The organism is Streptomyces sp. NBC_00335 (assembly GCF_036127095.1).
GTDB lineage: Bacteria > Actinomycetota > Actinomycetes > Streptomycetales > Streptomycetaceae > Streptomyces.
On the sequence record NZ_CP108006.1, the window covers coordinates 4,027,546 to 4,040,059 of the forward strand.

The following is a 12,514-nucleotide window of genomic DNA, read 5'->3' on the forward strand; positions in this document are numbered from 1 at the left end:
CACCAGGGGGAGACGAGGACGGTCACATCAAGTTGTCCGAGTTCACGATCGGCGTGCGCGAGCTCGGCGCGTAGTTCGCGTCGGCGCGCGGCGATCCGCTCACGGGCTTGTTCCACGGTTTCCATGCAGTCCCGTCTCCTCTCGGCATGGACTGACGCCCCGCTCGCGAAAACACCACGCGGGCGAGGCGGCCGTCCACACGCGCCCATCTGACGCCGTAGCCACGGCGGAAGGCTGCTCCCTGGACCCCTCAACGAGCATCGGAGCAGGTTGTGACGACTGCCTCACGCCAGGCAGGAGCCGTGTTGACTACGTGGCCGTGCCACAACGTGCCAGTAGGGGCGGTAAACAGCGGTCAACACGGGGTTCGCCGGGACTAGCCGACACGACCTCTCGGTGGGCGTTCTCGCAGGTCAGACGCCGTACGCGACCCCAAGTGCCAGGTGATTCCCAAGCTTATAGCGCGGGTTCGATTCCCGTCATCCGCTCCACGACGAAGCCCCAGGTCAGCGACCTGGGGCTTCGTCGTTGTCTAGACCCATTCAGGAGTCCCGCACCACTTGCGCACCACCTTGGCGGCGACGAGGTCGCGGGCCTTCGGCTGTTCTCACGTCGTCGCAGGTGGAGACAAGAACCCGTACATGGCCCGGCCGTCCGCCCGGGCACTCTCGTCGGCCAGTTGACGCCAAGCTGCATGCTGCGGATCGCTCAAGGCCTTCGCGAACGCGAGCTTCTTACGGTCGCCCTTGTCGAGTTGGTCTCTGAGTTGCAGCGGATTGGCGGGCAACGAGAGCAAGAACGCCAGATCGCGATAGTGGCGCTCCGGCGAAGCGGTCTTGATGCTCACCGCTGCAGCCTTCGCCACGATCGCCCCCAACAGGCTGGGGCGTCGGATCCGGCCCGTCCTCGACCCCAGTCGCACTCTCACAGCCTCGGTTCTTTGCGCAGCCTGCCGGCCGCCCGGCACCTCCAGCGTGCGGCCGGGCGGCGTCGTTGTGAGGTCTGCACGGGGGCCGAGGTTGTCAGGCGCCAGCAGATCCACCACCAACCGCTGCGGCTCCACACCGCGCTGATAGCGGTGCAACAAGTTGCCCTGCGGCGACATGCCGGCGGGGGAGAATCCGAGCCGTTCGAGCGCCGCGACCAAACGACGCAAGCTCTGCTGGTCCGACTGCACGTCAGCCAGGACATCCAGGTCGGCGCTCGCCGCCGGTGGAGTCCGGCCGTGCTCCAGGCCGTGCAGGAGCACCATCTGCCCACCGATCAGCGACCAGGCATCCGGCACCTGCTCCGCAAGGTCGAACAGCACGCCCCACAACTCCACCAGCGGGCCGGTGAACAGGTCCGACTCCAGTCGTACATCGGGCAGATCAGCCGCCATGATCACACCCTCCGAGGCTGCGCGTAGCGAGTCAGCAGGGACTCGAGCAACCCAGCTGCGGCAGCGTCGGCTCGGCTCTCATGGAGGTCCAGCAAGTCGGCCGCCACCACTGAGGCGGGGACGTCATGGCCCTGCCCTGGGGCTTCAGACCTTGAGGTCAAGAACGGCCACATCTCCGACGGGGGGATTCGGACCGAGACATTGCCCCGCTCTTCATCACGGACCATGCCGAACGCGGCTTCCAGCTTTTCGACCCGGTCGGGGTGTACGTAGATCTCCGCAGGGCCGAGGGAGATGTAGTCCGCCCCTGCCTGTGCCGCAGCACTCGCTCCTCCCCGCACCACATCCTGAGCGGCGAGCAGAACTGGCAGTACGCCTGAATGAACGCGGTACGAGCGAACCTCGGCACGGGCGGCAAGGAGTTCCTGGACCAGAGCTGGAGACAGGTGCCCGTGGGCAAGGAGGTTCCGCAACCGCGTCCTCACCCGGGACTTCTCTGCATCGGACAGGCCCACCGGCTGATGGCCGTCCAGCACCGCCAGAACGCCCCATGCATTGCGGGCCGACAGCGGTCTCCGCGAACGGCGGCCCCGGTCTTTACGATCCCGGACGCTGTCCCCGGCAACCAGCCAACGGCCACCGACCCGCTGCCCCTGCAGCTTTCCGTCATGCAGCAACTGACGGACGCGGGAATCATCCACCCCGAGCAGGGCCGCAGCCTCTTTCACCGACAGCAGTTCCATGACCATCTCCTTGCGCCTCCCCTCACGAAATCAGGAGGGAACACGCAAGCAGTCTCCTACCCAGATTCCCTTGCGTCAAGCCTCACGCAGCCAGGAGGCAAGACGCAACTATCGAGGCAGGGGCGTGCCGCACGGCCCAGACCAACGGACGCGTGCCCCATCCGTGCCCTTCGGAGCGGCGAACAGCGGTCAATGCGGGTACGGGCGGGCCCTCGAGGCAGCTCTTTCGGCAGACTGTTTCCGCAGGTCAGATGCCATATGGGCGGCCTGCACGTCATAGATTCCCAAGCTTATAGCGCGGGTTCGATTCCCGTCATCCGCTCCATGACAAAAGCCCCAGGTCAACAACCTGGGGCTTTTGTGTTGCCTAGACCTCTCCACCTCTCCCGTGCCAGATCCGAGGCGGAAGCGGAGTCTTTGGCCTTGGTTCGGCCAGGACCGTACGCGGCGATGCGGGCGGACGACCTTCACCGCACGCCCGGCTCACGGGCGAGCGCGTCAACCTGTTCGGCAGTCGTTGCCGGACCGGTGGCTTCCCCTAAAGCGGCTGCATCGAACTATCCGTTGCCACTCCCACCGCCGAGCCTGCCGCTCGCACGTTGCATGAAGCTCTCGAACACAGCCTCCGCATCATTGAGCCTCATCAATGACGCAAAGTTGCGGGCCGCAGCATTGGACACCGCTTCGTCGTTGCCCCGGCCCCAGGCGTACATGTGGGGTCCGACCGCCTGGACAGCCTGCTTGGCGGCTTCCAGCACTGGGAGCGACGGGGCGTCTCCACCGTCCAGAAGCGAGATCCGACGATGCCGCAGCTCAAGATCGCGACACAGGGACTCCGAGCGATACACCATGTCCCGGTACTCATCGAAGCTCCTCACGGTCCAGAGCGAGGTCGCCACCCGCAGAATCTGCCCCTGGAGTTCTTCCCACACAATGCAGAAGCCCTCGTAAGCCTGGTACCGCTCCGAGAGGAGCGCTGTGGTGCTGGCCGTGATCCTTAGTTGCTGGATGTCTCGCGCCTGCACCACCGGTCCGTGCACGGTCGAGTTATCGAGCCCGTTGGCCACGTCAACCGTCGCGTGCTGAACGGACGGCTGTTCTCTGCGAGATGAGTCCACGCCGGGATGTTAAGGCCCAACACGAAATCACGCCTGTGTACTGCCCCAACCTCTTTCGGGAGGCATCCCAAAGCTGAGCGAACCCACACTGCCGACTTGGACCACGGGACCATGCTGCACGCCCCCACTGATCGTGTTGTGCACCTCCGCGACCTGTTGATCGCCTCGCCTTGGTGCAAGTTCATCGAGCACTGACTGAAGTTCAGAAGCAGCAGTCGGATTGGCCATCAAGGTACGTCGCAGCCGTGTGCGCCATTCCGCCTCGACGTCCAAGACCATCTGCTCGTCACCGGCCTCCAACGCCGCCGTGAGCTCTCCGCGCGAGGTCTCCAGCTCGCCTTCGATCACGACTCCTTCGCCACCGTCGCGACGCGCAAAGAACAAGGCGATCCGATCACGAGCCTGTGCCCACGAGTCAGTCGCCATCTGCTGAACGAATGCCGTTGCACCCGCGGCAGCGAGTGCCATCAACTCTGGTTCCATTCATCCCCCTTACTAGCAGTCGAGTCAGCCACCGCACCCATGGCCCTCGACGATCAAAGACCGACGGCTACCGTACGTCGCACGCCCCCAACATGTACGAGCGCCTCTGGCGACCGTGGCGCCTCCCCGCGCGGGTGGCGCCGCCCCGCGGCCGCCGCACCTCGAATCGCGAGAGCCGGCCTGGTAGCCGCACACGATCCGAGCCGGCATCACTCACGCGACCACCTCAGGGGACGAGTCAACGCTCATAGGTGGACAGCAACCCGATTCCCGCCAGACAGGCCGGAACAAGGGCGGACCAGACCCCGTCTTCGGTTCTGGCCCACAAAACTCCCGACGGAATCGCGATGAGGAGAACAGACCAGCAAAGACGCCGGAACCTCCTCCGCGAACGGACGAGCCGAGCAGTTGCAACCTCGCGCCGCCGCCTCTGCGCGTCCTCGGCCGCCCATTCGTCCTGCGTGCGCTCCCGAAGGCGCGCCAGGAACGCAGCATGGTCAGCGTCGTGCGCCGCGGCGGGTGGCGCAACGTTCAAGTTGAGGTCCCCGTGGACAGCGCCCGCCTGCACGACAGGGCCTTCAACGTGGCCGCTCAACTCGTTGCGCACATATGGCCGTTCACTCATTCGCCGAAGATACGCGATCAGCTCAGAAGATCACCATCGGACTGCGCCTGCCTTTGTCTGGTGGGGCCCACCAGGTGACTCAGTGGCCCGCTCGCCGGAGTGGGTCCGTCCACAGAAGTTGGGGGCCTTCCACGGTCATCAACTTCCAGGACCTAGAAGGTGTCTGTATTTCTCGGACTTCACCATGCCTGGCTCACGAGTCGACGAGTGCGTACGGCCTGCTGCCCGCGTCCCGGGCGAAAAGCCACGCGAACACGAGGAGCGGGGCGTAAATCACTGCAAGGAAGATGCTGCCCACGGCCACCGTCACACGATCCGATCGACTGTACCGGTGCTGGGTCCAGCTCAGCACCCAGAGGCCGAGAGCGCCAAGGAGTCCGACCAAGAACAGCGCCGGCCACACTTGGTCGCTCTGCACCGAGAGCGCGAAGGACAGCACTACAGTCGACGGACCACGCCACTCCATCGTCTGCCCAAGGTCCCACCCGAGCTGCCCCGGCCTTGGCAGTACCAGCAATCCCACCATCAGCAAGATCTGTGCCACACCACCGACCAGCCCGGCACGCTCGGCAATCCAGCTCGCAGGGAATTCCGTCCAGCCTGACGGGACCGCCAGCGCATCGCAGACGGTGGCCATCCCGTCGAGCGGTGTACCCCAGCGACGGGCTCCGACGATGGTCGCGAGTGCCGCGAGAGAGGCCAGCGTCCGATACAGCGTCGCCACGACCTTCAGCGAACGCACCTCCTTGATCACGTTGTTTACCGTGCTCGACGGACTCGACATGAACACATCCCTGACCGACCGCGCCTGCACGACGGGACCCTCGACGTGACCGCTCAGATCATTGACAACGGATCGATACTCGCCCATGCGCTGGAACCTACGTCCACGTTGAGAGCGCCGCCACCAAGACCTCAAAAGCGAATCTGGACGCATCACGCAGCACACCAAGCCGCGCCGGGCGGCCCCGCATCGGCCTGCTCACGGAAGCAACCTCGCAGTGCGGATCTGCGGCTCGGGCGGTGAGGCCGGCCGACAGCCACTTCGTCGATCGTCACCGCTCAGGCCGGTGCAGGCATCCCTGCAGATCCATCCAGCTCGTGGTCGCGGACGACGGCGTGCCGCCCATGCGTGCCCCGCTTGAGGAGGCCACCGGCTTCACGTGCCCCAGCCGTGCCCTTTGGAGCGGCGAACAGCGGTCAGAACCGGCACCCAGAGGCAGTCGCACCAAAGGCCGAAAGGGGTAGGAAACCGCAGGTCAGAAGCCATGCGGGGCATCCATACGCCATAGATTCCCAAGCTTATAGCGCGGGTTCGATTCCCGTCATCCGCTCTTCTACGAAGCCCCAGGTCAGCGACCTGGGGCTTCGTCGTTGTCTAGACCTGTTCAGGAGTCCCGCACCACTTGCGCACCACTTGACTCCTTCCCGGCCTGCTCGGCGGGCTTCTACCGGGCGGTTGCAAGGACGTTGACAGCGGTAGCGCTCTCCTGCCGTCCACCGACCGGTGGACGGCAGGTTCAACCGGCCGGGCGTGTCGGGCTGTGCACCCCGCCGACCAGGATCTCCGGTATGAGTCAACTCCCTGTGCAGATAGCCCGTTGGAGCGCCCAGCACACATGGCGTGCGATCGCCGGCTGGTTCGTGTTCGTCTTTCTGTGCCTCGGCGTCGGCATCGCGGTCGGCACCAACGAGGCCAGCGTCGAGGACTTCCGGGTCGGTGAGGCGGGGCGCGCCGAAGCGATGGCAGCCGAAGGGGGCCTGCAGCGCAGGCCCACCGAGCAGATCATCTTCTACGCCAAGTCCGGACCTCCGGACATGGCCGCAGCCGACTCCGCGGCACGGGACCTCACCGAGCGGATGCGGAAGCTGTCCGAGGTGGACAGCGTCGCGGCCCCGGTCCGCTCCGAGGACGGCAAGGTGCTCAGGGTCTCGGTGGTCCTGAAGGGCCCCGAGCTGGACGGCAAGAAGAACGTCGTCCCGCTCCTCGAACAAACGGCGAAGGTGCGCGACGAGTACCCCGACCTGGTCGTGGAGGAGACCGGCTCCCCCTCCATCAGCAAGGGCGTCAATGATCAGCGCGGGAAGGACCTCGCGCTCTCCGAGCGCATCACGCTGCCAGTCACGCTCATCACCCTGCTGCTCGTCTTCGGATCGGTGGTCATGGCCAGTGTGCCGCTGCTGCTCGCGCTCTCCTCGATCGCCGGCGCCCTGGGGCTGTCCATGATCGCGTCCCACGGCCTCCCCGACCCCGGTGTCGGGACCAACATGATCCTGCTCATCGGCCTGGCCGTGGGAGTCGACTACACGCTCTTCTACCTCAAGCGTGAACGCGAGGAACGGGCCCGTGCCGGTGGTCGTCTCGGCTCGGAAGCCCTGGTGGAGCTGGCGGCGGCGACCGCGGGCCGGTCCATCGTGGTCTCCGGCCTCGCCGTGATCGTCTCCACCGCCACCTTGTATCTGGCCGGGGACGTCATCTTTTCCTCGCTGGCGACGGGGACCATCCTGGTCGTGGCGGTCGCCGTGGTCAGCTCCCTGACCGTACTTCCCGCACTCCTCGCGACGATCGGGCGCCGGTCCGAGCACCGTTCGGCCCGCAAGGCCGCCCGCCGGGCGAGCCGCGGCAAACCGGTCCGTACGAAGCGGGCGGCGGCCGAAACGGGCCGGGTGTTCGGCGCCCTGCTGCGGCCCGCGCAGAAGCGTCCCGCCGTCACCCTGAGCGTATCGGTGCTCGTCATGCTCGCCCTGGCGGCGCCCGCGCTCGGCATGAAGCTCATCGACCCGGGCAAGGACACCTTCTCGCGCGACATCCCGGCCATGCAGGTCTACGACCGGCTGAACGCAGCCTTTCCGGAGCTTCTGGTCAAGCATGAGGTCGTCGCCCGCTCCACCCCGGACCGGGCCCCGGAGGTGAGGCAGGCTCTGGCGGATCTCGGCCGGCGAGCGCAGGCCGATCCTCTGTTCGCCAGGACCGCCGAGCCGGAGGTGCGTACGTCGGCCGACGGCCGGATCAGTGTGCTGGAGCTGGCCGTCCCGTATCCCGCGCCCTCCGCCGAAGCGACCGAGTCGCTCGGGCATCTCCGTAAGGACCATGTGCCCGCCACGGTCGGCATGCTGTCCGGCGTGGAGACGGGGGTGAGCGGTGACGTGGCCCGGGGCCGCGACTACGTGCATCACGAGAAGAGCAAGCTCCCGCTGGTCATCGGGCTCCTGCTGCTGGTCACCTTCGCGATGACCGTGTGGGCGTTCCGCTCGGTGGTCATCGGTCTGATCGGCGTCGTGCTCAATCTGCTGTCCGCCGGGGCCTCGCTCGGCCTGCTGGTCGTGTTCTTCCAGGGGACGTGGGCGGAGGACCTGCTGGCCTTCGACTCCCTCGGCGCGATCGCGTCCCGGGTGCCCCTGTTCCTCCTCGTGATTCTCTTCGGTCTGTCGATGGACTACCAGGTATTCGTGGTCAGCCGGATCCAAGAGGCCATGCACAACGGAATGTCAGCCCGCGAGGCAGTGTTGGACGGCATCACCCGGTCGGCCAAGGTGGTGACCAGCGCGGCGATCGTGATGGTGACGGTGTTCGGCGCCTTCGTCGCCCTGCACCTCACCGAGATGAAGCAGATGGGCTTCTGTCTGGCGGTGGCCGTACTGCTGGACGCCGTGGTCATCCGGCTCATGGTCCTGCCGTCTCTCCTGCTCCTTCTCGGCGAGCGGGCATGGTGGCCGCTCCGGCCGACCCGGTCGTCCCCTACGGCGCTGATCACCACCACGGCTCCCCGTCCATTCGAGAACGTAGTCTGACGATCATGCTTCAACGTCCGCAGCGCGGGGACCCGTTCTGGATATGGATGCTCCACTGGTGGGACGTCATGTCCTGGGTGATCATTGGCCTGCTGGCCGTGATCACCATCGTGGGGGACACCCCCCGCCCGACCGGTTACGGGTCGCTGGGGCTGCTGGCACTTCTCGGCATCTGTTACGGGCTCGTACGCAGACGCCCCGGCAATCCGGTGCTCGGCGCGTACGCCTATCTGGCCTTACTGGTCCCCGTCCTGGGCGGACTCGCCTACCTCCGCGACGGCTTCGGGGTGCTGTACACGCTGGCGCTCCCACAGTTCGTCATCTTCGCTAACAGTCTGCGGTCCTCGATCGTCTGCAGCGGGCTCGGTGCCGTGGCCATCACGGTCGGCGGCAGCCTGCGGGAGGGCCTGAACGCCGAGGTCCTCACCACCAACGCCATCTCTTCGTTCGCTGTCTACGCGGTGAGCGTCCTGATCGCCGTACTGACGCCCCGGGCCCTTGAACTGCGCGACGAACGCGCCCAGCTGCGCACTGAGTTGAAAAGCACCCAGCTCAGCCTGGCCGAGGCACACCGGCTCCAGGGCGCCGCAGAGGAGCGCGAGCGCCTCGCACGGGAGATCCACGACACCCTCGCCCAGGGCTTCGCCTCCATCATCGCGCTGGCGGAGGCGGCCCGCTCCGGCCTCGAAACCGATGCGGAGAGGAGCGCGCAGCAGTTGCAATCCATCGAGCAGACCGCCCGCGACAACCTCGCCGAGGCCCGCGTCCTCGTCGGCTCGGCCCCCCAGAGCGGCGTGGCTCCCGGCTCGGCGGCCAGAACCCTGCGGCGGACACTGGACCGGTTCACCGAGGACACCGGGGTCACCGTCACCGCAGACCTGCCGGACATCGAGTGCGACCAACCGACTCGGATCGCGCTGCTCCGCTGCACTCAGGAGTCCCTCGCCAACATCCGCAAGCACGCGGCAGCCTCCGCCGTGGACATCGTCCTGGCACGGCAGCCGTTCGGCATCGAGCTGGAAATCATCGACGACGGCCGGGGTTTCGTGGTCGAGGAGTCCCGAGGCTTCGGACTCAACGGCATGCGCAAACGCCTCGCCGAACTCGGCGGCGAACTCACCGTCACCAGCTCGGTTGGAGATGGCACCCGCATCCTCGCCATGATTCCCACGAACGGTCAGGTGTGACATGACTACATCGGCAGACGCGCTCCGCATCATCCTGGCCGACGACCACGCGGTGATGCGCGCCGGCCTGGTTGCGCTGCTGGCCTCCGAGCCCACCATCGACATCGTCGGCGAAGCAAGCGACGGCCGGGAGGCGGTCGAGCTGGTCGACCGGCTGCAGCCCGACCTGGCGCTGCTGGATCTGCGGATGCCGGTGCTCGACGGGGTGGGTGCCACCGCCGAGATCGTCGCGGGCCGTCCGGGGACTCGCGTGCTGATCCTGACCACCTACGACACCGACACCGAGATCGAGCATGCAGTAGAGGCGGGCGCGACCGGCTACCTCCTCAAGGACGCCACCCGCGAGCAGCTCGTCGAGGCCATCCACTCAGCGTCCCGGGGCGAGACCGTCCTGGCCCCACGCGTCGCGCAGCGTCTGGTGGCCAAGATGCGGCAGCCCTCGCCGGTGACGCTCACCGCGCGCGAGGTGGACGTGCTGAGTGCTGTCGCGGACGGCCTGTCCAATCCGGAGATCGGCAAGCGCTTGGTCATCTCCGAGGCCACGGTGAAGACACATCTGCTCCGGATCTTCGCCAAGCTGAACGTCAGCGACCGCACGCGCGCGGTCGTACTGGCCCTGCAGGGGGGTCTACTGGACCGGCGTTAGCCCGCCTGCGGCTCGACCTGAGCCGCTTGCGCAGTGGTTACGGCCGCAGGCGTCGGCTCCCGGCCGCATCCCTGCGGACCGTCACCGCCTGATGACCGGCTGATGACGGCGTCGAGGGGGGATCGTGACCACAAGCCGGTGCGCCGGGCGGCTAGCGCTGCTTGGCGCACAGGGCCGCGTCCACCGCCCCTTGGAGGTGGCGCAGGCTTTCGCCTTCGGCCGCCCAGGTCGTGGTGTAGACGGTCACGGTGCCGCGGCCTGCCGTGGCGCGGCCTCCGCCCACGGAGTTGCCGGGCAGGTCGCCGCCGTGGCCCCAGTAGGAACCGCCGCAGCTGAGGGGGATCGAGGCGATGCCGTAGCCGTAGCGGCTGCCCGCCGGGTAGACGTCGCGCCCACCAACTGCGGTGGTGTCGTGGGTCATCTGGCGCACCGCCCAGGCGGGCAGGAGGCGGCCGCCGAACAGCCCGTTCCAGAAGGCGTTGAGGTCCTTGGGCGTGGAGACGAGGCCACCGGATGCGCCGAACTCGTACCCGGGAAGCTCGGTCAGATCCACCCGGCCGGCCTCCGGGGCGGCCGGGTGGATGCCGTAGTTGCGGGCGTGCGGTCCGCGCAGGGACAGCTCTCCGGGCGTAGGCCAGTACGTGTCGTCCAGGTGCAGCGGGCGCAGGATCGTGCGCTCGATGTACGTGCGGAATCCGACCCCCGACGCCTTGTCGATCACCATGCCGAGCGCGAGGTAGTTGGTGTTGGAGTAGCCCCAGCCGGTGCCGGGCTCGAAGCCGGGCTTCTCCTTGAGCGCGAGGGCCAGATAGTCCTCGGGCGTACCGGGCCGGGTCCAGTCGACCAGCGTGGCGTACTCCGGCAGCCCACTGGTCTGCTTGAGCAACTGCCTGATCGTGATCGTGTGCTCGGAGAGCTGTGGCACGTATCGGCCGGCGCGGTCGTCCAGCCGTATCCGCCCGTCCGCCACCAGGCGCATCACCGCTGCCGCGGTGAACGCCTTGGTGTTGCTGGCCACCCGGATCCGCCCCCGCTCATCGACCATGGGCCGGCCCGACTCCAGGTCCGCGACACCGGCGGTACGCGTCGTCCTACCGTCGTACGCCAGGGCACCCGGGACCTCGTCGGCGTCGACGAGCAGATCCAACTGGTGCTGTACCGGGTCGAGCGGCCGAGCCGCCGCCGCGGGAACGAACGCCCCGATGGTCGTTGCGGCGAGCAGAACTGCGGTGGCGATGCGCTTGCGGTACATGTGTCTTCCCCCTGGTCGTGGCCCGGCCCGTAAGGGCCGTTCAGTGGCTTGACGACGACTCTGCCAGGACGCTGACACAAGATCATTGCGCCCAACCCCCGAACGGGCGGGCGGCCACCCCCCTTGACACATCGCGGCTTGCCAGGTCAGTTCATCCGCCGGCCTGACCGGCTGCCGCATACCCAACGGCCTGGACAAGGGCAGGCGTTCGGGACCGGTCATGCCGACCGTGGGGCACCAGCGTGAGAGGCATGCCCCTCAAGCACAGCTTATGGCGCGGGTTCGATTCCCGTCATCCGCTCTTCTGCGAAGCCCCACGTCAACGACCTGGGGCTTCGTCGTCATCTAGACCTATTGCCGTGCGGCCTGCCGGCCGCCCGGCACGTCCAGGGTGCGGCCGGGCGGCGTCGTGGTGAGATCCGCACGCGGCCCCCGCTGGGTCGGAGCTCGTCTCGGATTGCCCTGAGGTCGTCGAGGCAGTTGTGTGCCGTTCAGAAGGCGCTCAGCGCGTCGCGGGTGTTGGTGCGGTACAGGCCGACCTTCGGGTTGGCGACGCTGCCCGGCTTGGCCAGCTGGAGGCTGACGCCGTCCGCGTTCGGCATGTGCTCCTTGTCGGCCAGGACGTTGACCTCGTCGGCCACGGGGCCGTTGCCACCCGACGGGTTGAGGTTCACGGCCGCGTACGCGGTGGCGCCGGGGTGCACCGGGTACGCCGGGGCGCCGCCCAGTCCACCGGGGGCAGCGGCCTGGAGACCGAGCGCGCGGCCCTTGGCGCTGAAGCCGACGGTGGGGAAGTAGTCCAGACCGCAGGAGGTGGAACCGTTGTTGGTCACGGTGATGATGCGGACGGTGGCCGGAGCGCCCGCCGGGGAAGTGACCTTGACGGTCAGGTTTCGCGCCGAGCAGGGGTGGGTGTAGGCGTAGGAGTCACCGGTGGTGTTCCCCGTGTTCTTGGCGCCCGAACCGGCCTTCGCCGGGGTGGCGGTGGCCGTGCCGGTTCCGGTGGCCTTGCCGTCGGACGGGGCGGCGGAGGCGCCCTCCCCGGACGGCGTCACGGTCCCGGTCGAGACCGGCTTGTCCGCGCTCTTGGTCGCGGAGGGGTTCACCGTCGGCCCGCCGGCGCTGTCCGAGCCACCGCAGGCGGTCAGGGCCAGAGCGAGGCCGGCGGTGGCGGCGGCCAGGGCGGTGGTGCGGAGTCGGTAGGTACGCATGGGGAAATCTCCGTGTCGGTGCGGTCGTCAGACGGAGGCTTTCGCTTCCTGCCTGACGAGACGTTGGGTGGGGCTG

At 67.6% G+C, this 12,514-nt stretch carries 10 protein-coding genes; 3 read left to right on the plus strand and 7 right to left on the minus strand.

All coding sequences use genetic code 11. From position 1 onward, the window contains the following. Nucleotides 1-607: 607 nt before the first annotated feature. The 5 genes from OHA37_RS17990 to OHA37_RS18010 form a co-directional block, all read right to left on the minus strand. Entirely contained in the window at nt 608-1,381 is a 774-nt protein-coding gene (locus OHA37_RS17990; protein ID WP_266906442.1) for a hypothetical protein, read from the minus strand. A 2-nt stretch (nt 1,382-1,383) separates the two neighbouring features. Then, entirely contained in the window at nt 1,384-2,124 is a 741-nt protein-coding gene (locus tag OHA37_RS17995; RefSeq protein WP_266906444.1) for a helix-turn-helix domain-containing protein, read from the minus strand. 557 nt (nt 2,125-2,681) lie between these two features. Continuing rightward, on the minus strand, nt 2,682-3,242 hold the full coding sequence (locus tag OHA37_RS18000) for a hypothetical protein (RefSeq protein ID WP_266906446.1): 561 nt from the start codon (nt 3,240-3,242) through the stop codon (nt 2,682-2,684). A gap of 27 nt (nt 3,243-3,269) precedes the next feature. Beyond that, complete coding sequence (locus tag OHA37_RS18005) at nt 3,270-3,725, minus strand: hypothetical protein (protein ID WP_266906448.1); 456 nt, start codon at nt 3,723-3,725, stop codon at nt 3,270-3,272. 818 nt (nt 3,726-4,543) lie between these two features. Further along, nucleotides 4,544-5,221 (minus strand): hypothetical protein, encoded by a 678-nt coding sequence (locus OHA37_RS18010; RefSeq protein WP_266906450.1) that lies wholly within the window; start codon nt 5,219-5,221, stop codon nt 4,544-4,546. A 701-nt stretch (nt 5,222-5,922) separates the two neighbouring features. On the opposite strand from OHA37_RS18010, the gene OHA37_RS18015 reads away from it, so the two are divergent. From OHA37_RS18015 to OHA37_RS18025, 3 genes are read left to right on the plus strand one after another with little or no spacing between them, the layout of a single operon-like run. Further along, on the plus strand, nt 5,923-8,142 hold the full coding sequence (locus OHA37_RS18015) for an MMPL family transporter (protein WP_266906452.1): 2,220 nt from the start codon (nt 5,923-5,925) through the stop codon (nt 8,140-8,142). Nucleotides 8,143-8,147: 5 nt separating this feature from the next. Next, nucleotides 8,148-9,329 carry a sensor histidine kinase gene (locus OHA37_RS18020; protein ID WP_266906454.1) on the plus strand — a complete coding sequence of 394 codons (1,182 nt, stop codon included), beginning with the start codon at nt 8,148-8,150 and terminating at the stop codon, nt 9,327-9,329. Nucleotide 9,330: 1 nt separating this feature from the next. Then, nucleotides 9,331-9,975, plus strand: a complete 645-nt coding sequence (locus tag OHA37_RS18025; RefSeq protein ID WP_266594590.1) for a response regulator — start codon at nt 9,331-9,333, stop codon at nt 9,973-9,975. Between the two features lie 151 nt (nt 9,976-10,126). Here the strand turns inward: OHA37_RS18025 and OHA37_RS18030 are convergent, their stop codons facing one another. Both OHA37_RS18030 and OHA37_RS18035 read right to left on the minus strand, forming a co-directional pair. Beyond that, nucleotides 10,127-11,227: a serine hydrolase domain-containing protein gene (locus OHA37_RS18030; RefSeq protein ID WP_266906456.1), complete on the minus strand. Its 1,101-nt coding sequence runs from the start codon at nt 11,225-11,227 to the stop codon at nt 10,127-10,129. A 491-nt stretch (nt 11,228-11,718) separates the two neighbouring features. Then, on the minus strand, nt 11,719-12,438 hold the full coding sequence (locus tag OHA37_RS18035; RefSeq protein WP_266906458.1) for a DUF4232 domain-containing protein: 720 nt from the start codon (nt 12,436-12,438) through the stop codon (nt 11,719-11,721). Nucleotides 12,439-12,514: the final 76 nt, after the last annotated feature.

Bases quoted from the DNA above. Each gene is read 5' to 3' on its own strand.
- OHA37_RS17990 (WP_266906442.1), bottom strand. From the start codon at position 1,381: ATGGCGGCTGATCTGCCCGATGTACGACTGGAGTCGGACCTGTTCACC.
- OHA37_RS17995 (WP_266906444.1), bottom strand. From the start codon at position 2,124: ATGGAACTGCTGTCGGTGAAAGAGGCTGCGGCCCTGCTCGGGGTGGAT.
- OHA37_RS18005 (WP_266906448.1), bottom strand. From the start codon at position 3,725: ATGGAACCAGAGTTGATGGCACTCGCTGCCGCGGGTGCAACGGCATTC.
- OHA37_RS18010 (WP_266906450.1), bottom strand. From the start codon at position 5,221: ATGGGCGAGTATCGATCCGTTGTCAATGATCTGAGCGGTCACGTCGAG.
- OHA37_RS18015 (WP_266906452.1), top strand. From the start codon at position 5,923: ATGAGTCAACTCCCTGTGCAGATAGCCCGTTGGAGCGCCCAGCACACA.
- OHA37_RS18020 (WP_266906454.1), top strand. From the start codon at position 8,148: ATGCTTCAACGTCCGCAGCGCGGGGACCCGTTCTGGATATGGATGCTC.
- OHA37_RS18025 (WP_266594590.1), top strand. From the start codon at position 9,331: ATGACTACATCGGCAGACGCGCTCCGCATCATCCTGGCCGACGACCAC.
- OHA37_RS18030 (WP_266906456.1), bottom strand. From the start codon at position 11,227: ATGTACCGCAAGCGCATCGCCACCGCAGTTCTGCTCGCCGCAACGACC.
- OHA37_RS18035 (WP_266906458.1), bottom strand. From the start codon at position 12,438: ATGCGTACCTACCGACTCCGCACCACCGCCCTGGCCGCCGCCACCGCC.